Consider the following 20,223-nt stretch of genomic DNA (forward strand, 5'->3'; position numbering starts at 1 on the left):
CGCCGTGCATAATGGACACAGTTTAAAAATTTGGGGTTTGATTATGCTTGACCGGGACGGCTTTCGGCCGAACGTCGGCATCATCCTGCTCAACCAGAAGAACCAGGTGTTCTGGGGCAAACGCATCCGCACCCACAGCTGGCAGTTTCCACAGGGTGGCATCGACCGGGGGGAAACCCCGGAACAGGCCATGTTCAGGGAGCTGCACGAAGAAGTGGGCCTGCACCCCAACCACGTGCGCTTGGTGGCCCGTACCCGGGACTGGTTGCGCTATGAGGTGCCTGACCGGTACATCCGCCGCGATGCGCGCGGACACTACAAGGGCCAGAAACAGATCTGGTATCTGCTGCAACTGGTCGGACACGACTGGGATTTGAACCTGCGTGCCACCAACCACCCGGAGTTCGACGCCTGGCGTTGGAACGACTACTGGGTGCCGCTGGACGTGGTGGTCGAGTTCAAGCGTGGCGTCTATGAAATGGCGCTCACGGAGCTGGCGCGCTTTCTGCCCCGCAACGAGCAGCGCAACCGCTATCTGCGCAGCGGCATGCGTGCGCGCGACGGCGAGCACGCGGGCAGCGCCATGTTCCGCACCGGTTCGTTGCTGGTGAACCCGGGCATGGAACTGCCTCCGGGCGCCAGTTTCGATCCCGATCCGCAAAGCAGCCGGCCCATGGGGCTGGAAGAGTTGCCTGCGCCGTCCACCATGGACACGGAAAGCAGCAGCAGCGGCCAGCCTCCCGCCAAGTAATACGCGCTTGGCGCACAGTCCGACCGGCTGCGGGTGATGGCGGCCAGGCGCTGCCCTGGCATGGCACGCCACCATCACGCGATGGTGAGCACCATGTTGTCGCGGTGCACCATCTCGGCCTCGGCCACATAGCCGAGCAGGCGCTCGAACTCCGAGGAGGACTTGCGGCACAGCAGGCGCGCCTCGGCGCTGGCGTAGTTGGCCAGGCCCCGGGCAATCTCCACCCCGGCCAGGTCGCGCACGGCGATCACGTCGCCACGTGAGAAATCCCCTTCGACCGCCGTCATGCCGATGGGCAGCAGGCTCTTGCCCTCATCGCGCACCTTGGCCGCAGCGCCGGCATCGACCAGCACGGCACCGCGCAGCTGCAGGTGGTCAGCCATCCACTGCTTGCGGGCCTGTTTCTTCTGTGTCTGCGCCACCAGCAGGGTGCCCAGGGCCTCGCCCTGGACCAGGCGCACCAGCACATCCTGCTCGCGCCCCCAGGCGATGACGGTGGAGGCGCCGGACCCGGCCGCGCGCTTGGCCGCCAGGATCTTGGTGATCATGCCGCCCCTGCCGATGCTGGAGCCTGCGCCGCCGGCCATGGCTTCGAGCGCAGGATCCCCCGCCTTGGCCTCATGCACGAACTGTGCGGCCGGGTCGCGGCGCGGGTCGGCCGTGTACAGGCCCTTCTGGTCGGTGAGGATGACGAGGGCATCCGCCTCGACCAGGTTGGCCACCAGTGCACCCAGGGTGTCGTTGTCGCCGAACTTGATTTCGTCGTTGACCACCGTGTCGTTCTCGTTGATCACCGGCACCACGCCCAGGCGCAGCAGCGTGAGCAGGGTGGAGCGGGCGTTCAGGTAGCGCTCACGATCGGCCAGGTCGGCATGGGTGAGCAGCACCTGGGCACTGCCCATGCCCTGCTCGCGCAGCTTGGTTTCGTACATCTGGGCCAGGCCCATCTGGCCGACGGCGGCGGCAGCCTGCAGTTCGTGCACTTCATGGGGGCGGGTGGTCCAGCCCAGGCGCTTCATGCCTTCGGCGATGGCACCGCTGGAGACCATGACCACCTCGCGTGGAGCGCCGCCACCCTCGCCGCGCACCAGCGCGGCCAATTGCCGGCTCCATTCGCCAATGGCCGCCTCATCCAGGCCCCGGCCTTCGTTGGTGACCAGGCTGGAGCCTACCTTGACGACGATTCGGCGGGCGTCCCGCAGCACACTGGAAACCATGTTTGTTTCTTTTGCCTCTTGTCGCTGAGCGGCCAGGATGGCCGCCATCACTGCATTGTTTTGTGGAGGCCCGCACGCTCGCGCGGGCCGCGGCGCCGGCGGCCGTCAGGCCGGCGCGTCCCCCGCGAAGCGCGGATCGATTTCCTCGGGCGTGTTTTCCGAGCGCTGCTCGGTCTGCACATGGCGGTAGATGGCATGGATCAGCGGCTCGCAGCCTTCGCGCGTGAGCGCGGAGATCTGGAATACCGGCCCCTTCCACTTGAAGCGCTTGACGAAGTCCTTCACGCGCTGCTCGCGCTCGTCGGTCGGCACCATGTCCAGCTTGTTGAGCACCAGCCAGCGCGGCTTGTCGTGCAGCTGCTGGTCGTACTTCTTGAGCTCGCCCACGATGGCCTTGGCCTGCGCCACCGGATCGACCGCATCATCGAACGGCGCCATGTCCACGATGTGCAGCAGCAATCGGGTGCGCTGCAGATGCCGCAGGAACTGGTGGCCCAGGCCCGCACCTTCGGAGGCGCCTTCGATCAGGCCGGGGATGTCGGCGATCACGAAGCTTTGCTCGGGGGCCACGCGCACCACGCCCAGGTTGGGATGCAGCGTGGTGAAAGGGTAGTCCGCAATCTTGGGCCGCGCGTTGGACACGGCGGCGATGAAGGTGGACTTGCCCGCGTTGGGCATGCCCAGCAGGCCCACGTCAGCCAGCACCTTGAGCTCGAGCTTGAGGTTCTTCTTTTCACCGGGCCAGCCGGGTGTCTTTTGCCGGGGGGCGCGGTTGATGGCACTCTTGAAGCGCATGTTGCCAAAGCCGCCGTCGCCGCCTTTGGCGATGGTGACCAACTCGCCCGGATTGAGCAATTCGTACAGCACCTCGCCGGTTTCGGCGTCGGTGAAGATGGTGCCCACAGGCACCTTGAGCGTGATGTCCGCACCGGCGGCGCCGAACATGTCGGAGCCCATGCCGTGCTCGCCGCGCTTGGCCTCGTGCCGGCGCGAGTAGCGGAAATCGACCAGGGTGTTCAGGTTCGGGTCCGCCACGGCGAACACATGCCCGCCCCGGCCGCCGTCGCCCCCATTGGGACCGCCGAACTCCTTGTACTTCTCGTGCCGGAACGACACGCAGCCATTGCCACCATCACCGGCGGCAATGTCAATATAGGCTTCATCGACGAACTTCATGGGTATCCAGTTTACAAAAGAGCGCTGCGCAAGAAAATCACCGGTGAAGGAGCAGCAGGGCTTTGCTCTTTTCGAGGGGCGTACAGGACGCCGACAGGACGCCCCGGCAGGAAGTACCAGAGGTCCAAACAACAAAGCCCCGACCAGGCGGGGCTTCGTTTGCTGCCGGGGTGAAAACCCTCAGGCGGCCGTCACATTGACTGTCGACTTGGACAGTGCACCCTTGGTGCCGAACGACACGTGGCCGTCCACCAGTGCGAACAGGGTGTGGTCCTTGCCCACGCCCACGTTGGTACCGGGGTGGAAACGCGTACCGCGCTGGCGCACGATGATGGAGCCAGCACTGATCAGTTCACCACCGAACGCCTTGACACCCAGCATCTTTGGCTTGGAGTCACGTCCGTTTCGCGTAGAGCCGCCGCCTTTTTTCTGTGCCATGACATCAGCTCCCTGTTAAGCAGCGATCACGCCAATTTGCAGTTCGGTGAACTGCTGACGGTGACCTTGACGTTTCTGATAGTGCTTGCGACGGCGCATCTTGAAGATGTGCACTTTGTCGTGCTTGCCGTGCGCCACGACAGTGGCTTTGACCGTTGCACCGGACACCAGGGGCGTGCCAACCTTCAGTTCAGCGCCGTTTCCGACAGCCAGAACCTGGTCAATCACAATTTCCTGGCCTACGTCCGCAGCAATCTGTTCTACTTTAATTTTTTCGCCGGAAGCAACGCGATACTGCTTGCCGCCGGTTTTTATGACCGCGTACATGTTGACCTCTTGATATGAGTTCCGCAGACGAATTTCTGCAGAGCCCGCTAGTTTAGCATAGCCTCAAGATCGTGGCAAGCCAGCGACATCCGCGGCGAACGTGGCGCACCGCCACGGCGGGAAGGCCATGGCCGTTCCTATAATCCGCTGCACTTCGAGCGCTCCTATCTTGACTGACCACTCCCAAACAGCCGCCACGCCCGCACTCACGCTCATCGCTGCCGACATGCACGAGGTGGACCGGGTGATTGCCGCACGCCTTACCTCCTCCGTACCCCTGGTCGCGCAGATATCGCAGTACATCATCGCGGCGGGCGGCAAGCGCCTGCGCCCCGCGTTGCTGCTGCTGGTGTGCGGCGCCCTGGGCTACCGCGGCGCGCACCGCTTCGGCCTGGCGGCCGTGGTGGAGCTGATCCACACCGCGACCCTGCTGCACGACGACGTGGTCGATGCTTCCACCCTGCGGCGCGGTCGCGCGACGGCCAACGAGACTTTCGGCAACCCGGCCAGCGTGCTGGTGGGCGATTTCCTGCACACGCGCTCCTTTCAGATGATGGTCGAGACCGGCAGCATGCGGGTCATGGAAATCCTCTCGGAGGCCACCAACGTGATCGCCGAAGGCGAAGTGCAGCAGCTCATGAACATGCACGACGCCTCTCTGGACGAGGAGGGCTATTTGCGGGTGATCCGCTCCAAGACCGCCAAGCTGTTCGAGGCCAGTGCGCGCCTGGGCGCCGTTCTGGCAAACAGCCCCCCCGCACTGGAAGAGGCCTGCGCCACCTACGGCCAGGCACTGGGCACCGCCTTCCAGATCATCGACGATGTACTCGACTACGACGGCGATGCCAGCGAAATGGGCAAGAACCTGGGGGACGACCTGCGCGAAGGCAAGTCCACCCTGCCCCTGATTGCGGCCATGCAGCGCGGCACCGACACCCAGGCCGCGATCATCCGGGAGGCCATCGAGCAAGGCTCCACCGAACAGCTTCCATCCATCATCACCATCGTCCGGGAAACCGGCGCACTGGAAGTGACCCGGGCCGCGGCGATCTCGGAAGCCCACAGGGCCATCGCAGCCCTGCAAGTGCTGCCAGGCAACGATTACACCGCCGGCTTGCTACACTTGGCTTCTCAATTGCTGGACCGCCGCGCGTAGGCTCCGCCTTCGCGCGACCACAGGTCCCGGCGCCCCACGGGCGCCTTGCGGGGTGTAGCTTAGCCTGGTAGAGCGCTACGTTCGGGACGTAGAGGCCGGAGGTTCGAATCCTCTCACCCCGACCACCCTCCCACGGAGGGCCGCAGCCTTGCAAATCCATTTTGAACTGTGGTTCAGGCGCCAATATGCAACGCTGTACAGGTCTTTGCCAATAGGCGATGATAGGATGGCTCGTTGTTCAATTCCTAACACATTACCGGTTACATGGCTGCTGTAGATACTGCTCAGAAAGAAACACCTGCAATAGCCCTTCCAGGCTTGGGCCGGGCGTTGATGTCTGCGGGAAAGCTGACCCAAAAGGCGGCCGAGGATATTTACAAAAAGTCACAAACCAGCCGCACCAGCTTTATCGCGGAGTTAACCGGCTCAGGGGTCGTCTCCGCAGGAGATCTGGCCCACACCGTATCCGCAGTCTTCGGCGCTCCCTTGCTGGACCTGGAGGCCATTGACCCGCTGCGGCTGCCCAAGGACCTGCTGGACGCGAAGATCTGCCAGTCCTATCGGGTGGTGGTGCTGAGCAAACGCAACAACCGCCTGATCGTCGCCACGGCCGACCCCACGGACCAGGAAGCCGCCGAAAAAATCAAGTTCACGACCCAAATGGGAGTGGACTGGATTATCGCGGAATATGACAAGCTGAACCGTTTGGTTGAAAGCACCACGAAATCGACGTCTGAGTCGATGGAGGCCATGACCAGCGGGGGGGATTTCGAATTCGATGATATTCCCATCGAAGTGGAAGCCGAGGCCACCGATGCCGGTGCGGCCTCGGACGTCGAAGATGCCCCGGTCGTCAAATTCCTGCACAAAATGCTGCTCGATGCGTTCAATATGCGGGCATCCGATCTGCACTTCGAGCCCTATGAGCACCAATACCGCGTGCGCTTTCGCATTGACGGAGAGCTGCGGGAAATCACGTCGCCGCCGATTGCGATCAAGGACAAGCTGGCTTCGCGCATCAAGGTGATTTCGCGCATGGACATTTCCGAAAAGCGGGTGCCGCAGGACGGAAAGATGAAACTGAAAATCGGCCCCGACCGGGTCATCGATTTTCGGGTGAGTACCTTGCCTACCTTGTTTGGCGAGAAGATCGTTATCCGTATTCTGGATCCGTCCAGCGCGAAGCTGGGCATCGATGCACTGGGCTACGAACCGGAAGAGAAGGCACGCCTGCTTGATGCCATCAGCCGCCCCTACGGCATGATTCTGGTGACCGGCCCTACCGGCTCCGGCAAGACGGTGTCGCTGTATACCTGCCTGAACCTGTTGAACAAGCCGGGCGTGAACATCGCCACGGCGGAAGACCCCTCGGAAATCAACCTTCCGGGGGTGAACCAGGTGAATGTCAACGACAAGGCCGGGCTGACCTTTGCCGTGGCACTCAAGTCGTTTCTGCGCCAGGATCCCGACATCATCATGGTGGGGGAAATCCGTGACCTGGAAACAGCCGATATCTCGATCAAGGCCGCCCAGACGGGTCACTTGGTGCTGTCCACACTGCACACCAACGATGCCCCAACGACGTTGACACGGATGCGCAACATGGGGATCGCCCCATTCAACATCGCCTCCAGCGTCATTCTGATCACCGCGCAGCGCCTGGCCCGGCGACTGTGCCCCGTTTGCAAGGTGCCCGCAGACATTCCGCACGAGGCGCTGGTGGACGCCGGCTATGCCGAGGAGGAACTCGATGGTTCCTGGATAACCTATCGCCCCGTGGGATGCTCCGCCTGCAACAATGGATACAAGGGTCGCGTCGGGGTCTACCAGGTCATGCCCATCACCGAAGAAATACAGCGGATCATCTTGCGCGATGGCAGTGCACTGGAGATCGCCGAGCAGGCCAGGTCCGAGGGTGTGCGGTCTCTTCGCGATGCCGCCCTCTACAAAGCCAAGCTGGGGCACACCTCACTCGAAGAAGTGCTGGCCGTGACCAACGAATAAACATTACAGAATAGCGACGGGGAATACCATGGCGACTGCAGCAGCATCGAAGGACATCAAGGATTTCGTCTTCGAATGGGAAGGCAAGGACCGGGCCGGGAAAATCGTGCGCGGAGAAATCCGTGCGGGGGGTGAAAACCAGGTTCAGGCCACGTTGCGGCGCCAGGGCGTGTTCCCGACCAAGATCAAGAAGCGGCGCATGAAGTCGGGCAAGAAGATCAAGCCCAAAGACATCGCCCTGTTCACGCGCCAACTCGCTACCATGATGAAGGCTGGCGTACCCTTGCTCCAGTCGTTCGACATCGTTGGTCGCGGCAACACCAATGCCAGCGTGACCAAGCTGCTCAACGACATCCGTACAGACGTGGAAACAGGGACGTCGTTGAACGCAGCTTTCCGTAAGCACCCGCTGTATTTCGACACCCTCTACTGCAACCTCGTGGAGGCCGGTGAAGCGGCCGGTATTCTGGAAGCCCTGCTGGACCGTCTGGCCACCTACATGGAAAAGACGGAAGCCATCAAGTCGAAAATCAAGTCGGCATTGATGTATCCCATCTCTGTGCTGATTGTGGCTTTTGTGGTGGTCACGGTGATCATGATTTTCGTGGTTCCGGCCTTCAAGGAAGTATTTTCATCCTTCGGCGCGGACCTGCCCGCCCCGACCCTTTTTGTGATGGCTATCAGCGAGATTTTTGTCAAGTGGTGGTGGTTGATTTTTGGGGTGCTGGGAGGCGGGGTGTACTTTTTCATGGAAGCATGGAAGCGCAACGAGAAGATGCAAAAGTTCATGGATCGCGCTCTGTTGAAGATGCCGATCTTTGGCGCATTGATTGACAAGTCCTGCGTGGCCCGCTGGACCCGGACATTGGCGACCATGTTTGCGGCGGGCGTCCCACTGGTGGAAGCGCTCGATTCCGTTGGAGGCGCCTCCGGCAACTCGGTTTACGCCGTCGCCACCGAAAAAATCCAGCAGGAGGTCTCTACCGGCACCAGTCTGACTGCCGCCATGGGGAATGCCAATGTATTTCCATCCATGGTGCTGCAGATGTGTGCCATCGGTGAAGAATCTGGTTCGATCGACCATATGCTGGGCAAGGCTGCCGACTTCTATGAAGCTGAAGTAGACGAGATGGTGGCCGGCCTCTCCAGCCTGATGGAACCCATCATCATTGTTTTCCTCGGAACACTGATCGGTGGCATTGTGGTTGCAATGTACCTGCCCATTTTCAAGCTCGGCCAGGTCGTTTGATGGTCCTGGATCCGTGGTGGAGCGCCGCTCTGGTCGGCGTCCTGGGCTTGTTGATCGGCAGCTTTCTGAATGTAGTGATCTACCGGCTGCCCAAGATGATGGAGCGCCAATGGAATGCGGAGGTGGCCGCCTACGCCGCCGAGCAGGCGGCAGCAACGCAGCAGCCTTCCGATGCATCGACGGCAGCGACAACTGAAGCGCCTCCACAGCCTTTGGTAGAGCCATTCAATCTCATGGTTCCCCGCTCGCGCTGCCAGGCGTGCGGGCACATGGTGCAGTGGTATGAGAACATCCCCGTGCTGAGCTATCTGTTCCTGCGCGGCAAATGCTCCTCCTGCGGGACACGCATCAGCGTGCGCTATCCGTTGGTAGAACTTGCCACGGCGGGTCTGTTTGCTTTCCTGGGCCATTGGGGAGGGCTGTCGGGGCCCACCCTGGTCTGGTGCGGGTTTGCCGCGGCCATGGTGGCGCTTGCCATGATCGACTGGGACACGACCCTGCTGCCCGACGACATCACCCTGCCCTTGCTCTGGGCGGGATTGATTGCCTCGACACTGGGCTGGACAGGCATTCCCACCGCGGCTTCGGTGTTGGGTGCCGCAGCCGGCTACCTGTCCCTGTGGCTCGTGTACTGGGGCTTCAAGTGGGCCACCGGCAAGGAAGGCATGGGCTACGGTGACTTCAAGCTGTTCGCGGCGCTCGGTGCCTGGTTTGGCTGGCAGGCCCTGGTACCGATCATTCTCATGGCATCCGTGATCGGTGCCATCGTGGGTCTGGCCATGAAATTCAGGAACCAGTTGCGCGAGGGGGGCTACGTCCCTTTCGGCCCCTTCCTGGTCGGGGCCGGCCTGGCTTCGATGGTGTTCACCCCCGAGGCCATTCTCCAGGCTGTGCTGCACCAGTTGGGGCTGTAAGCCATGCGCATCGGTCTGACCGGGGGGATCGGCAGCGGCAAGAGCACCTTTGGTCAGTTGCTCGCATCGTTGGGAGCAGCGCTGATCGACTCCGACCAGATCGCGCGCAGCGTGACAGGTCCGGGCGGCGCGGCCATCGAGGCGATCCGGCAGAACTTCGGGGTCGGGTATGTCGATGCCTCCGGTGCACTCGACAGGGCCCGCATGCGGGCCCTGGCATTTTCCGATGAGGATGCGCGGGCACGCCTGGAGTCCATCGTGCACCCGCTGGTGACCCAGCGCAGCGCCTACGAAGCGCACCAGGCCCAGCAGGACGGCAAGCGCTTGATCGTGCATGACATCCCCTTGCTCGTGGAGTCAGGACGCTGGACCCGGCAGCTCGATGCCGTGGTGGTGATCGACTGCCCACCGGAAACCCAGATTGAGCGGGTCGTGCAGCGCAGCGGCCTTGCGCGCGAGGCCGTGCAGGCCATCCTGGCGAACCAGGCCAGCCGGCCCGTGCGCCGGGCCGCGGCCGATGCCGTGGTACACAACGGCCCACTCTGCACATTGACGCAATTGCAGGCCCAGGCCGTGCAGCTGGGTCGGCGGTTCGGGCTATGATGCATGCGCACGCCTGTGGTCCCTTGCTTTGACGGGCAAAGACCCGCGGCGCCGCAAAATACCCTGAGAGCCCCGGGAACCCGCCAGCGTGATCCTTTACGAATACCCTTTCAATGAGCGCCTCAGAACGTACCTGCGTCTGGAGCAGCTGTTTCGCCGACTCGGCGAACTGATCCCGCGCTCCCACGCTCTGGACCACCATTTCGCGCTGGTCACGATCTTCGAGATCATGGACGTGGCCGCACGCGCCGACCTGAAGTCGGACGTGCTCAAAGACATCGAGAAGCACAAACACCAACTGGAAGGCTACCGGGGCAACCCCTCGATCTCGGAAGCCGCGCTGGAAGCGGTCATCACCCAGCTGGACCATTGCTTCACGGCACTGAACACCCAGAATGGCAAGTCCGGCCACGCCCTGACGGAGAACGACTGGTTGATGAGCATCCGCAGCCGCGTCGGCATTCCGGGCGGCACCTGCGGCTTCGACCTGCCCGCCTACTACGCCTGGCAGCACCACGACGTGGCCCACCGCCAGAACGCACTGCAGGAATGGGCCTCCACCCTCGCACCCCTGGCCGAGTCCATCTACGTGTTGCTCAAGCTGCTGCGCGACTCCGGCGTTCCGCAGAAAGTGGCCGCCGAGCGTGGCCAGTTCCAGCAGAACCTGCCCCAGGGTCGCACCTTCCAGCTGCTGCGCCTGCGCATGGACCCATCACTGGGGCTCATCCCGGAAATCAGCGGCAACCGCCTGATCGTCTCGGTGCGGCTCATGCGCCAGGAAGCCGATGGCCGGCTGCACTCCTGCGCGGAGGATGCCGCTTTCGAACTGACCCTGTGCGCGTGAAGGAGGCGCTCAGCATGGCCCGACAACCATCCAACCCGAGCAGCACCCCTGCCCGCACCGTCGTCTGTCCCACCTGTGGTGGCGACAGCATCTACAGCCCGACCAATGCCTACCGCCCCTTCTGCAGCGAGCGCTGCAAGCAGGTGGACCTGGGCGCCTGGGCCAGCGAAGACTTCCGCATGCCTGCCGAGGCGCCGCCGCTGGACGCCCAGTATGGCGACCCCAAACTGCAGCACTGACTGAGCTGCGGATCGCGGCCCTCGGCCTTCGCGGGTCAGACCTTGGGAAGTTCCGGTGCCACGAACGCCAGGCCGCGCTCCTCGGAGAGCCACTGCAGCACCGGGTAAGCCCCGGGCAATATCGGCTTGACCTCCAGCGGCAGCTGCTGCCATGCCATGTCCTGGCCTTCGCGCATCTCGAAGTCCCCTGTCCACGCATGGACCTTGCACCAATGCAGCCGCACCAGCGCGTGCGGATAGTCGTGTTCGGTGATCTTCCAGACCGCGGCGGGCCCGATGGTCACGCCCAGCTCCTCGACCAGCTCACGCCGCAGGGCCTGCTCCACCGTCTCGCCCACTTCCAGCTTGCCGCCCGGAAATTCCCAGTAGCCCGCGTAGGGCTTGCCTGGCGGCCGGGTGGACAACAGCAGTGCGCCGTCCGGGCGCACCAGGATTCCCACCGCCACCTCGGTGTGGTTGCGCACCGCTGCCTCGCCGGCCACGGGCTCAACCACCCCGGCGCCCCGCGTAGTCGCGTGCGAACTGGTAGGCCACGCGGCCGCTGCGCGAGCCCCGCTCCAGCGCCCACACCAGGGCCTGGGGGCGCGCCGCTGCAATCTCCTGGGCATCCACGCCCAGCGACGAGAGCCACTGTGCCACGATGGCCAGGTACTCGTCCTGGCTGAACGGGTAGAAGCTCACCCACAGGCCAAAGCGTTCCGACAGCGAGATCTTCTCCTCGACCACCTCGCCGGGGTGTACCTCGCCGTCCTCACTGTGCGTGTAGGTCAGGTTCTCGGTCATGTACTCGGGCAGCAGGTGGCGGCGGTTGCTGGTGGCGTAGATCAGCACGTTCGGCGTGGCGGCAGCCACCGATCCATCGAGGATGGACTTGAGCGCCTTGTAGCCCGGCTCGCCCTCTTCAAAGCTCATGTCGTCACAGAAGACGATGAACTTCTCGGGTCGTGCCGAGACCACGTCCACGATGTCGGGCAGGTCGGTCAGGTCGGCCTTGTCCACCTCGATCAGGCGCAGGCCCTGTGGCGCGTAGGCATTCAGGCAGGCCTTGATCAGCGAGGACTTGCCCGTGCCACGCGCGCCCGTGAGCAGCACGTTGTTGGCCGGCTTGCCCTGCACGAACTGGCGCGTGTTGCGCTCGATCTTGTCCTTTTGACCATCGATCTCCTTGAGCTCGGTGAGGGCCATGGCCGCCACATGGCGCACGGGCTCCAGCGTGCCATGGCCGCTGCTGCGCTTGCGGTAGCGCCAGGCGATCGAGGCCGTCCAGTCCGGCGCGGACAGCGGCTGCGGCAAGGCCGCCTCAATGCGGGTGATCAGTTGCTCCGCGCGCGCGATCAGGTGTTCCAGTGCTTGGTTCATGTGCCAGAGGCTCGCGTGTTCAGGAGCGGTAATCCGCGTTGATGGTCACGTACTCGTGGCTGAAATCGCAGGTCCACACGGTGTCGGCGGCATCACCCCGGCCCAGCAGCACGCGCACGGTGATCTCGCTTTGCTTCATCACGCGCTGGCCGTCTTCCTCGCGGTAGGCCGGGTTGCGCCCGCCCTTCACGGCCACGTGCACGTCGTCCAGGTACAAATCGATCCCGGTCTGGTCCAGGTCGTCAATGCCGGCGTAGCCCACTGCAGCCAGGATGCGGCCCAGGTTCGGGTCGCTGGCGAAGAAAGCCGTCTTGACCAGGGGCGAATGGGCGATGGCGTAGGCCACCTTGCGGCACTCGTCGCCGGTCTTGCCGCCTTCGACGCGCACGGTGATGAACTTGGTGGCACCTTCGCCATCGCGCACGATGGCCTGGGCCAGCTTCTGCGCCACCTGCAACATAGCGGCCTGCAGGGCCTTGCCTTCGGCACTGGCCAGATCGGTGATCGGAGCGTGCGCCGCCTTGTTCGTGGCCACGACCACAAAGGAATCGTTGGTCGAGGTATCGCCGTCGATGGTCACGCGGTTGAACGACCCATCGGCCAGCTCGCGCGCCAGCTGCTGCATCACCGAGGGATGCACCACAGCATCGGTGGCCATGAAACCCAGCATGGTCGCCATGTTCGGGCGGATCATGCCAGCGCCCTTGCTGATGCCGGTGATGGACACCATCGTGCCCGCGATCTGCACCTGGGCCGAAAAGGCCTTGGGCAGCGTATCGGTGGTCATGATGCCTTCGGCAGCGCGTGCCCAATGGCCGGGCTGCGCATCCGCAATGGCCGCCGGCAGGCCGGCCTCGATGCGGTCCACCGGCAATGGCTCCATGATCACGCCGGTGGAGAACGGCAGCACCTGCTCGGGCGCCACGTTCAGCTGGCGCGCCAGCGCAACGCAGGTGGCACGCGCACGCGCCAGCCCATCGGCACCAGTGCCGGCATTGGCATTGCCGGTGTTGATCACCATCGCGCGGATGCCCTGCCCGCCAGCCAGGTGCTCACGGCCGACCTGCACCGGCGCCGCGCAAAAGCGGTTCTGCGTGAACACACCCGCCACGCTGGCGCCTTCGTCGAGCAGGAACACGGTGAGGTCCTTGCGGTTGGCCTTGCGGACACCGGCTTCGGCGACACCAATGCGGACACCGGCAATCGCATGCAGATCGGCGGCAACGGGGGCAAGAAGATGAACGGGCATGGGAGGAGGCTCTTTCTTGAAAAACTGCGTCCGATTATGCGGAAAACCGTGGCGCGCCAATGAAAACACGGGCCGAAGCCCGTGTCATGCAGATCAGAAAATCAGGCCAGCTTGCCGTGGCACTGCTTGTACTTCTTGCCGCTGCCGCAGGGGCATGGGTCGTTGCGCGACACGCGCAGGCCTTCGGGCAAGGGCAGCTCCTGGCCGCCGGCGGCCTGGCGCTGCTCCTGCGTGGTCTCCACTTCGCCGGTTTCGGTGGGCGCCGTGTAGGTCACGTTGGCGATGCTCTCGGCGCGACTTTCCATGTCCTGTGCGGCCTGGTCGAGCTGGGCCTGCGACTGCACCTGCACGGTCATCAGCACCTTGGTGACTTCGTTCTTGACCTGATCGATGAGCTGGCGGAACAGCTCGAAGGCCTCGCGCTTGTATTCCTGCTTGGGTTGCTTCTGGGCATAGCCGCGCAGGTGGATGCCCTGGCGCAGGTAGTCCAGCGAGCTCAGGTGGTCGCGCCAGTTGGAGTCGAAGTTCTGCAGCAGCACCACGCGTTCGAACTGCGTGAAGTTGTCGCGGCCGACCTGCTCCACCTTGGCGTCGAACGCGGCCTGCGCCGCCTGCACCACCTTCTCCAGGATCTCGTCATCGGTGATGGCGCTCGATGCCTCGACGATGGCCTTGAGGTCGATGTCGACCTGCCACTCGTCGGCCAGCACCTTCTGCAGGGTGGGGACGTCCCACTGCTCTTCCACCGACTCGGCGGGCACGTACTGGCGCACCAGGTCGGTCATGCAGTCGTCGCGCATGGCGGCAATCACGTCCGACAGCTCGGAGGCATCGAGGATGTCGTTGCGCTGCTGGTAGATCACCTTGCGCTGGTCGTTGGCCACGTCGTCGTACTCCAGCAATTGCTTGCGGATGTCGAAGTTGCGGGCCTCCACCTTGCGCTGGGCCGATTCGATGCTGCGGGTCACGATGCCCGCCTCGATGGCCTCGCCATCGGGCATCTTCAGGCGGTCCATGATGGCCTTGACGCGGTCGCCCGCAAAGATGCGCATCAACGAATCGTCCAGGCTCAGGTAAAAGCGCGAGGAGCCGGGGTCGCCCTGGCGGCCCGAACGGCCACGCAGCTGGTTGTCGATGCGGCGCGACTCGTGGCGTTCGGTGGCGATGATGCGCAGGCCGCCCAGGGCCTTGATCTTCTCGTGGTCCACGGACCAGTCGGCGCGCACCTGGGCAATCTGTGCCTCGCGTCCCGCCGCGTCCAGCGCCTCGTCGGCTTCGACAGCAGCGATCAGCTTCTCGATGTTGCCGCCCAGCACGATGTCGGTACCGCGGCCGGCCATGTTGGTGGCGATGGTGATCATGCCGGCACGCCCGGCCTGGGCCACGATGTCGGCCTCACGGGCATGCTGCTTGGCGTTGAGCACCTGGTGCGGCAGACCTTCCTTGTTGAGCAGCTGATCGATGATCTCGGAGTTCTCGATCGAGGTCGTGCCCACCAGCACCGGCTGGCCACGCTCGTGGCATTCGCGGATGTCCTTGATGGCGGCTTCGTACTTCTCGCGCGTGGTCTTGTAAACGCGGTCGAGCTGGTCGTCGCGGCGGCTGGGGCGGTTCGGCGGGATCACCGTGGTTTCCAGGCCGTAGATTTCCTGGAACTCGTAGGCTTCGGTGTCGGCCGTGCCGGTCATGCCGGCCAGCTTGCCGTACAGGCGGAAATAGTTCTGGAAAGTGATCGAGGCCAGCGTCTGGTTCTCGGCCTGGATGTTCACCCCTTCCTTGGCTTCCACGGCCTGGTGCAGGCCTTCGCTCCAGCGGCGGCCCGACATCAGGCGGCCGGTGAACTCGTCCACGATCACGATCTCGCCGTTCTGCACCACGTAGTGCTGGTCGCGGTGGTACAGGTGGTTGGCACGCAGCGCAGCGTACAGATGGTGCATCAACGTGATGTTGGCCGGGTCGTAGACCGATGCGCCCTCGGCGATCAGGCCATGGCTGGCCAGGATGCGCTCGGCGCTTTCATGGCCCTGCTCGGTCAGGAACACCTGGTGGGTCTTCTCGTCGAGCGTGAAGTCGCCCGGCTTGGTCACGCCCTCGCCGGTGCGGGGATCGGCCTCGCCTTCCTGGCGAATCAGAAGCGGCACCACCTTGTTCATGGCGATGTACATGGCCGTGTGGTCTTCGGCCTGGCCGCTGATGATCAGGGGCGTGCGCGCCTCGTCGATCAGGATCGAGTCCACCTCGTCGACGATCGCGAAGTTCAGGCCCTGCTGCACGCGGTCCGCGGCCTCGTAGACCATGTTGTCGCGCAGGTAGTCGAAGCCGTATTCGTTGTTCGTGCCGTAGGTGATGTCGGCGCGGTAGGCGGCCTGCTTTTCCTCGCGCGGCATGTTGGGCAGGTTGATGCCCACCGAGAGACCCAGGAAGTTGTACAGCCGGCCCATCCACTGCGCATCGCGGTTGGCCAGGTAGTCGTTCACGGTCACCACGTGCACGCCCTTGTCGGACAGCGCATTCAGGTACACCGGCAGTGTGGCGGTCAGGGTCTTGCCCTCGCCCGTGCGCATTTCGGCGATCTTGCCGAAGTGCAGGGCCATGCCGCCCAGCAGCTGCACGTCGAAGTGGCGCATCTTCATGATGCGCTTGGAGCCTTCGCGCACCACCGCAAACGCCTCGGGCAGGATGTCGTCCAGCGACTCGCCCTTGGCCACCCGGTCCTTGAACTCCTGCGTCTTGGCGCGAAGCGCCTCGTCCGTCAGCTTCTCGTAGTCGGGCTCCATCGCATTGATGCGGGAGACCGTCTTGCGGTACTGCTTGAGAAGCCGGTCATTGCGGCTGCCGAATAGTTTGGTAAGGAAGTTGGTGGCCATGCGAACAGGACCGCCCCACCCGCTGCAATCAGCGCGCGAAGCGACCGAAACCCCTAAGATGAATTGAGATCAGGTGGGTCCGTCGCCCGGTATTGCAAGGACTGCACTACCGTGGGCTGCGAACGCCGGACCCGCGATTTTACCTGCCTGCAGCAGGGCTGCCGGAAGCTGCCACCAGGCCCGGCTTTTGCGCCCCAGTGCCCTGGCCTCCCGCCACCGCGCTGCCCGCGCTGAGAAACTTCTGCGGGTCCTGGAAAACCCCTTGCACCAGCACTTCAAAGTGCAGGTGCGGGCCCGTGGAACGCCCGGTGGTGCCCACCTCGGCGATCTTCTGCCCGCGCTTGACGATGTCCCCTTGCTTCACCAGGGTACGCGAGGCGTGTGCGTAACGCGTCACCAACTGGTTGCCGTGGTCCACCTCGATCATGTTGCCATAGGCCGGATGGTATTCCTGCGTCACGACCACGCCGCCCGCGGCCGCCAGGATGGCCGTACCGGTATCGGCCTGGAAGTCGAGCCCTGTGTGCAGCGCCGATTGGCCCGTGATCGGATCGATGCGCCAGCCGAACGACGACCCGGGCAGCTTGCCCGCCACGGGCGCATGCGTGGGGACCATCTTCTTGCGGATGTGCTGGTCGAACAGGCGCGACTCCATCACCGTCATCAGGTCCACCCGCTGGTTGGTCAGGCGCTCCAGGTCATTGAGCGTGGCCTGCAGCTCTTCCATGCTCAGGTTGTGGGCACTCACCAACGCGCCGCCGCGCCCGTCGCTGCGCAGTTCCGTCGCAGGCATGCCCGCCAGGCCCAGCACACGTTCGCCCAGGGATTCGAGCTGCACCATGCGCGCCTGCATCTCACCCACGCGCTTGGCCATCGCATCGAGGTTGGCGCGCATGAAACGGTCGCGCTCGGCGAATTCGTCCTTCACCACCAGGCGCACCAGCGCGCCGAAGACCGGCCAGCCTTCGCGCGCGCCCTTGAGAAAGACCCAGTGGTACAGGCCGGCGGCCGTGACCATAAGTCCGAGGGAAAGAACCAGGCCCGCCAGCAGAAGGCGAACCCCGGAAAGGTGAATGGCGCGGCTGCGCGCCAAACGGGCGTCCGTGATAATCAGGTGCACTACGACATCTCCACGCCCACCGGCGCATCCCCATGACCCGCCGCCACCACGCCGTCACCCTGCAGCAAGCCAGCGAGGAATCCCCCACGCTGCACATGCTCACCGCATTGACACGCGACTCCAGCGAACGGCTCAAGGCCATTGAATTGTTGTTACCCGCCGGCCTGCGCCAGTCCGTCCAGGCTGGCCCCATCGATGGGAACACCTGGTGCCTGCTGGTCAAGAGCAATGCCGCCGCGGCCAAGATCCGTCAACTGCTGCCTGCACTGCAGGCGCACTTGCGCAGCCGGGGGTGGGAGGTTAACTCCATTCGGCTGAAAGTTCAAACCTGAAAAACAGGCCCAAAGACAGTTACTTGCTTGTCAAAAAGCTGCCAAATGGATATGGCAGGCGGTCCACGGCGTGAAAACGTAGCACGCGACTCCACACAACATGCGGGCAATCGCATGCCCGACGGCGGAAGAAGAAGGGGAGAGGGAGAGAAAAGATGGTGCCGGTTGTCGGAATCGAACTGACGACCTACCGCTTACAAGGCGGGTGCTCTACCAACTGAGCTAAACCGGCGAAGGCTGGATTTTATCCTGCAAAAACAGCCCGAAAAATGAACCAGGGGGTGTCCCGCGCTATTTCACCCGCTTGAGCGCAGGGCGACTGCCGCCACCCGAGGGCGACGGACGCGGCGGATGGCCATCCCCGCCATCGGAAGCAGGGGATTCGCCCGGCACCAGGTGCACCACCCGGTCGTCCACGGGCGATGCCGATACCGGCGTTGGCGCGGCCACCGGCACCTGGGACAGTTCGGCGGGCGCGGACGCCGGTGCCGACAGACCCTGTGGCGGGGCGCCGCCCACCAGGTTGTCCACCGGCGGCGGAAACGCCATGCCCTGCCCGTTCTCGCGTGCATAGATCGCGATCACCCGGCCCACAGGCACCAGGATCTCGCGCGGCTTGCCGCCGAAACGGGCCTTGAACTCGATGAAATCGTTGCCCAGTTGCAGCGCGCTGGTGGCGTCATAGCTGATGTTGAGCACGATCTCGCCATCGTTCACGTACTCGCGCGGCACCTGCACGGAATCGTCCACCCGCACCGCCACGTAGGGCGTGAGCCCGTTGTCCGTGCACCATTCGTACAGGGCGCGGATCAGGTAGGGGCGTGTGGACGTGGATTCCGTGGCATTCATGGGCTAAGGGCAGGCGTTCAGGGACGGACGATGGCGCACGCGCATTACTTGCGCATGACCTTTTCGGAAGGCGTCAGCGCTTCGATGTAGGCAGGGCGCGAGAAGATGCGCTCAGCGTACTTGAGCAGCGGGGCCGCATTCTTGCTCAGGTCGATGCCATAGTAGTCCAGGCGCCACAGCAGCGGGGCAATGGCCACATCCAGCATGGAGAAGTTGTCGCCCAGCATGTACTTGTTCTTGAGGAACACGGGTGCCAGCTGCGTCAGGCGGTCGCGGATATGGGCACGTGCCTTTTCCAGCGCTTTTTCATTGCCCTTGGTCGCACGCGACTCCAGGATGTTCACGTGCACGAACAGTTCCTTCTCGAAGTTGAGCAGGAACAGGCGCACACGGGCGCGGTCCACCGGGTCGCCGGGCATCAGCTGCGGGTGCGGGAAGCGCTCGTCGATGTACTCGTTGATGATGTTCGACTCGTACAGGATCAGGTCGCGCTCGACCAGGATGGGCACCTGGCCGTAGGGGTTCATCACGCTGATGTCTTCGGGCTTGTTGTACAGGTCCACATCGCGGATTTCGAAGTCCATGCCCTTCTCGAACAGGACGAAGCGGCAGCGGTGGGAGAAGGGACAGGTCGTTCCCGAGTAAAGCACCATCATGGTGTGAGGCTCCTAAAAATCAAAAGAGTGGGAGCCAAAAGCGCCCACTCCGTAAAGACCCCGCCCCACCCCCGCCAGGGGGTGTGGCATATGGATCTGGCGTGTTACTTGACGTCTTTCCAGAACGCTGCGTTGAGTCTCCAGGCAATGACCGTGAACACACCCAGGAAGATCAGCACCCAGACACCGACGCGGATGCGGGTGTTCTGCGCGGGCTCACCCATCCATTGCAGGTAGTTCACGAGATCGCCGATATTCTGTTCGAACTGCAAAGGCGTCACCGTTCCTGGGGTCACCTGCTGCCAGCCCTTGAAGACCTGGGTCTTGTGGCCGTGGCTTTCATGCTCTTCGAACACCGGGCGGCGATCGCCCTGCATCTCCCACAGCACGTGCGGCATGCCCACGCTGGGGAAAGCCAGGTTGTTCCAGCCCGTGGCCTTGGTCTCGTCGCGGTAGAAGGTGCGCAGGAAGGTGTACAGGTAGTCTGCGCCCGTGCCGCCATGGCCCGCACGCGAACGCGCGATCACGGTCAGGTCGGGCGGGTTGGCGCCAAACCATTCCTTGGCTTGCTTGGGATCGATGGACGCCTTCATGGTCTCGCCGACCTTGTCGGTTGCGAACAGCAGGTTGTCCTTGATTTCCTGCTCGGTCAGACCAATGTCGCGCAAGCGGTTGTAGCGCATGAACGCTGCCGAGTGGCAGCTCAGGCAGTAGTTGACGAAGATCTTGGCGCCGTTCTGCAGCGAAGCCAGGTCGTTCGTCTTGTTGGGCGCCTTGTCCCAGGCAATGCCGCCTTCGGCGGCCTGCACGCCCGAAACAATGCCCAGGGCTGCGATCAGCGTGAGGATGAGTTTCTTCATTGTTCTTGTCTCC

Annotated in this window: 21 protein-coding genes and 2 tRNA genes; 10 read left to right on the plus strand and 13 right to left on the minus strand. The window is 63.6% G+C overall.

What is annotated here, in order from left to right; all coding sequences use genetic code 11:
* The first annotated feature begins 43 nt into the window (after positions 1-43).
* Positions 44-751, plus strand: a complete 708-nt coding sequence (locus AC07PA_RS20505; protein WP_145694931.1) for an RNA pyrophosphohydrolase — start codon at positions 44-46, stop codon at positions 749-751.
* A 74-nt stretch (positions 752-825) separates the two neighbouring features.
* Here the strand turns inward: AC07PA_RS20505 and proB are convergent, their stop codons facing one another.
* From proB to rplU, 4 genes are all read right to left on the minus strand, one after another.
* Positions 826-1,968: a glutamate 5-kinase gene (proB, locus tag AC07PA_RS20510; RefSeq protein ID WP_145694507.1), complete on the minus strand. Its 1,143-nt coding sequence runs from the start codon at positions 1,966-1,968 to the stop codon at positions 826-828.
* 105 nt (positions 1,969-2,073) lie between these two features.
* The gene (gene cgtA / locus AC07PA_RS20515) at positions 2,074-3,144 is read right to left on the minus strand and encodes an Obg family GTPase CgtA (RefSeq protein ID WP_145694508.1); all 1,071 of its coding nucleotides are present in this window, start codon (positions 3,142-3,144) and stop codon (positions 2,074-2,076) included.
* A gap of 180 nt (positions 3,145-3,324) precedes the next feature.
* On the minus strand, positions 3,325-3,582 hold the full coding sequence (rpmA, locus tag AC07PA_RS20520) for a 50S ribosomal protein L27 (protein ID WP_007854552.1): 258 nt from the start codon (positions 3,580-3,582) through the stop codon (positions 3,325-3,327).
* A 15-nt stretch (positions 3,583-3,597) separates the two neighbouring features.
* Positions 3,598-3,909, minus strand: coding sequence for a 50S ribosomal protein L21 (gene rplU / locus AC07PA_RS20525; RefSeq protein ID WP_024814187.1), 312 nt, complete (start codon positions 3,907-3,909; stop codon positions 3,598-3,600).
* A 226-nt stretch (positions 3,910-4,135) separates the two neighbouring features.
* Here rplU and AC07PA_RS20530 point away from each other — a divergent pair, with 226 nt between their 5' ends.
* The 8 genes from AC07PA_RS20530 (at position 4,136) to AC07PA_RS20565 (ending at position 10,918) form a co-directional block, all read left to right on the plus strand.
* Complete coding sequence (locus AC07PA_RS20530) at positions 4,136-5,065, plus strand: polyprenyl synthetase family protein (protein WP_035203467.1); 930 nt, start codon at positions 4,136-4,138, stop codon at positions 5,063-5,065.
* A gap of 48 nt (positions 5,066-5,113) precedes the next feature.
* Positions 5,114-5,190: transfer RNA gene (locus AC07PA_RS20535), tRNA-Pro, on the plus strand.
* A 139-nt stretch (positions 5,191-5,329) separates the two neighbouring features.
* Entirely contained in the window at positions 5,330-7,069 is a 1,740-nt protein-coding gene (gene pilB, locus AC07PA_RS20540; RefSeq protein ID WP_035203458.1) for a type IV-A pilus assembly ATPase PilB, read from the plus strand.
* 28 nt (positions 7,070-7,097) lie between these two features.
* Positions 7,098-8,318, plus strand: a complete 1,221-nt coding sequence (locus AC07PA_RS20545; RefSeq protein ID WP_494608702.1) for a type II secretion system F family protein — start codon at positions 7,098-7,100, stop codon at positions 8,316-8,318.
* Positions 8,318-9,232, plus strand: a complete 915-nt coding sequence (locus AC07PA_RS20550; RefSeq protein WP_494608703.1) for a prepilin peptidase — start codon at positions 8,318-8,320, stop codon at positions 9,230-9,232. The genes AC07PA_RS20545 and AC07PA_RS20550 overlap by 1 nt, the downstream gene beginning before the upstream one ends.
* 3 nt (positions 9,233-9,235) lie before the next feature.
* Positions 9,236-9,835 carry a dephospho-CoA kinase gene (coaE, locus tag AC07PA_RS20555; protein ID WP_494608704.1) on the plus strand — a complete coding sequence of 200 codons (600 nt, stop codon included), beginning with the start codon at positions 9,236-9,238 and terminating at the stop codon, positions 9,833-9,835.
* Positions 9,836-9,923: 88 nt separating this feature from the next.
* Entirely contained in the window at positions 9,924-10,679 is a 756-nt protein-coding gene (gene zapD, locus AC07PA_RS20560; RefSeq protein WP_007854534.1) for a cell division protein ZapD, read from the plus strand.
* A 14-nt stretch (positions 10,680-10,693) separates the two neighbouring features.
* On the plus strand, positions 10,694-10,918 hold the full coding sequence (locus tag AC07PA_RS20565) for a DNA gyrase inhibitor YacG (protein ID WP_007854531.1): 225 nt from the start codon (positions 10,694-10,696) through the stop codon (positions 10,916-10,918).
* 35 nt (positions 10,919-10,953) lie between these two features.
* On the opposite strand, the gene AC07PA_RS20570 is transcribed toward AC07PA_RS20565, so the two are convergent.
* The 5 genes from AC07PA_RS20570 to AC07PA_RS20590 form a co-directional block, all read right to left on the minus strand.
* Positions 10,954-11,412, minus strand: a complete 459-nt coding sequence (locus AC07PA_RS20570; RefSeq protein WP_494608705.1) for an NUDIX domain-containing protein — start codon at positions 11,410-11,412, stop codon at positions 10,954-10,956.
* Positions 11,405-12,277 carry an ATP-binding protein gene (locus tag AC07PA_RS20575; protein ID WP_494608706.1) on the minus strand — a complete coding sequence of 291 codons (873 nt, stop codon included), beginning with the start codon at positions 12,275-12,277 and terminating at the stop codon, positions 11,405-11,407. The genes AC07PA_RS20570 and AC07PA_RS20575 overlap by 8 nt, the downstream gene beginning before the upstream one ends.
* Positions 12,278-12,296: 19 nt before the next feature.
* Entirely contained in the window at positions 12,297-13,526 is a 1,230-nt protein-coding gene (gene argJ / locus AC07PA_RS20580; RefSeq protein ID WP_494608707.1) for a bifunctional glutamate N-acetyltransferase/amino-acid acetyltransferase ArgJ, read from the minus strand.
* 101 nt (positions 13,527-13,627) lie between these two features.
* Positions 13,628-16,393: a preprotein translocase subunit SecA gene (secA, locus tag AC07PA_RS20585; RefSeq protein WP_007854521.1), complete on the minus strand. Its 2,766-nt coding sequence runs from the start codon at positions 16,391-16,393 to the stop codon at positions 13,628-13,630.
* 139 nt (positions 16,394-16,532) lie between these two features.
* Positions 16,533-17,513: a M23 family metallopeptidase gene (locus AC07PA_RS20590; RefSeq protein ID WP_035203453.1), complete on the minus strand. Its 981-nt coding sequence runs from the start codon at positions 17,511-17,513 to the stop codon at positions 16,533-16,535.
* A gap of 32 nt (positions 17,514-17,545) precedes the next feature.
* Here AC07PA_RS20590 and AC07PA_RS20595 point away from each other — a divergent pair, with 32 nt between their 5' ends.
* Positions 17,546-17,845 carry a hypothetical protein gene (locus tag AC07PA_RS20595; RefSeq protein ID WP_007854517.1) on the plus strand — a complete coding sequence of 100 codons (300 nt, stop codon included), beginning with the start codon at positions 17,546-17,548 and terminating at the stop codon, positions 17,843-17,845.
* A 156-nt stretch (positions 17,846-18,001) separates the two neighbouring features.
* Here the strand turns inward: AC07PA_RS20595 and AC07PA_RS20600 are convergent.
* The 4 genes from AC07PA_RS20600 to AC07PA_RS20615 form a co-directional block, all read right to left on the minus strand.
* Positions 18,002-18,077: transfer RNA gene (locus tag AC07PA_RS20600), tRNA-Thr, on the minus strand.
* A gap of 59 nt (positions 18,078-18,136) precedes the next feature.
* Positions 18,137-18,694: a ClpXP protease specificity-enhancing factor gene (locus tag AC07PA_RS20605; protein WP_007854515.1), complete on the minus strand. Its 558-nt coding sequence runs from the start codon at positions 18,692-18,694 to the stop codon at positions 18,137-18,139.
* Positions 18,695-18,738: 44 nt separating this feature from the next.
* Positions 18,739-19,350: a glutathione S-transferase N-terminal domain-containing protein gene (locus AC07PA_RS20610; RefSeq protein ID WP_007854512.1), complete on the minus strand. Its 612-nt coding sequence runs from the start codon at positions 19,348-19,350 to the stop codon at positions 18,739-18,741.
* 104 nt (positions 19,351-19,454) lie between these two features.
* Positions 19,455-20,210: a cytochrome c1 gene (locus AC07PA_RS20615; RefSeq protein ID WP_007854505.1), complete on the minus strand. Its 756-nt coding sequence runs from the start codon at positions 20,208-20,210 to the stop codon at positions 19,455-19,457.
* Positions 20,211-20,223 lie beyond the last annotated feature (13 nt).

It is taken from the genome of Acidovorax sp. GW821-FHT09B03 (assembly GCF_059418305.1).

Coding starts and splice junctions, on each gene's coding strand:
- AC07PA_RS20545 (WP_494608702.1), top strand. CDS start 7,098: ATGGCGACTGCAGCAGCATCGAAGGACATCAAGGATTTCGTCTTCGAA.
- proB (WP_145694507.1), bottom strand. CDS start 1,968: ATGGTTTCCAGTGTGCTGCGGGACGCCCGCCGAATCGTCGTCAAGGTA.
- AC07PA_RS20550 (WP_494608703.1), top strand. CDS start 8,318: ATGGTCCTGGATCCGTGGTGGAGCGCCGCTCTGGTCGGCGTCCTGGGC.
- AC07PA_RS20595 (WP_007854517.1), top strand. CDS start 17,546: ATGACCCGCCGCCACCACGCCGTCACCCTGCAGCAAGCCAGCGAGGAA.
- AC07PA_RS20565 (WP_007854531.1), top strand. CDS start 10,694: ATGGCCCGACAACCATCCAACCCGAGCAGCACCCCTGCCCGCACCGTC.
- pilB (WP_035203458.1), top strand. CDS start 5,330: ATGGCTGCTGTAGATACTGCTCAGAAAGAAACACCTGCAATAGCCCTT.
- rplU (WP_024814187.1), bottom strand. CDS start 3,909: ATGTACGCGGTCATAAAAACCGGCGGCAAGCAGTATCGCGTTGCTTCC.
- argJ (WP_494608707.1), bottom strand. CDS start 13,526: ATGCCCGTTCATCTTCTTGCCCCCGTTGCCGCCGATCTGCATGCGATT.
- AC07PA_RS20530 (WP_035203467.1), top strand. CDS start 4,136: ATGCACGAGGTGGACCGGGTGATTGCCGCACGCCTTACCTCCTCCGTA.
- secA (WP_007854521.1), bottom strand. CDS start 16,393: ATGGCCACCAACTTCCTTACCAAACTATTCGGCAGCCGCAATGACCGG.
- rpmA (WP_007854552.1), bottom strand. CDS start 3,582: ATGGCACAGAAAAAAGGCGGCGGCTCTACGCGAAACGGACGTGACTCC.
- coaE (WP_494608704.1), top strand. CDS start 9,236: ATGCGCATCGGTCTGACCGGGGGGATCGGCAGCGGCAAGAGCACCTTT.
- AC07PA_RS20605 (WP_007854515.1), bottom strand. CDS start 18,694: ATGAATGCCACGGAATCCACGTCCACACGCCCCTACCTGATCCGCGCC.
- AC07PA_RS20505 (WP_145694931.1), top strand. CDS start 44: ATGCTTGACCGGGACGGCTTTCGGCCGAACGTCGGCATCATCCTGCTC.
- cgtA (WP_145694508.1), bottom strand. CDS start 3,144: ATGAAGTTCGTCGATGAAGCCTATATTGACATTGCCGCCGGTGATGGT.
- AC07PA_RS20575 (WP_494608706.1), bottom strand. CDS start 12,277: ATGAACCAAGCACTGGAACACCTGATCGCGCGCGCGGAGCAACTGATC.
- AC07PA_RS20610 (WP_007854512.1), bottom strand. CDS start 19,350: ATGATGGTGCTTTACTCGGGAACGACCTGTCCCTTCTCCCACCGCTGC.
- AC07PA_RS20615 (WP_007854505.1), bottom strand. CDS start 20,210: ATGAAGAAACTCATCCTCACGCTGATCGCAGCCCTGGGCATTGTTTCG.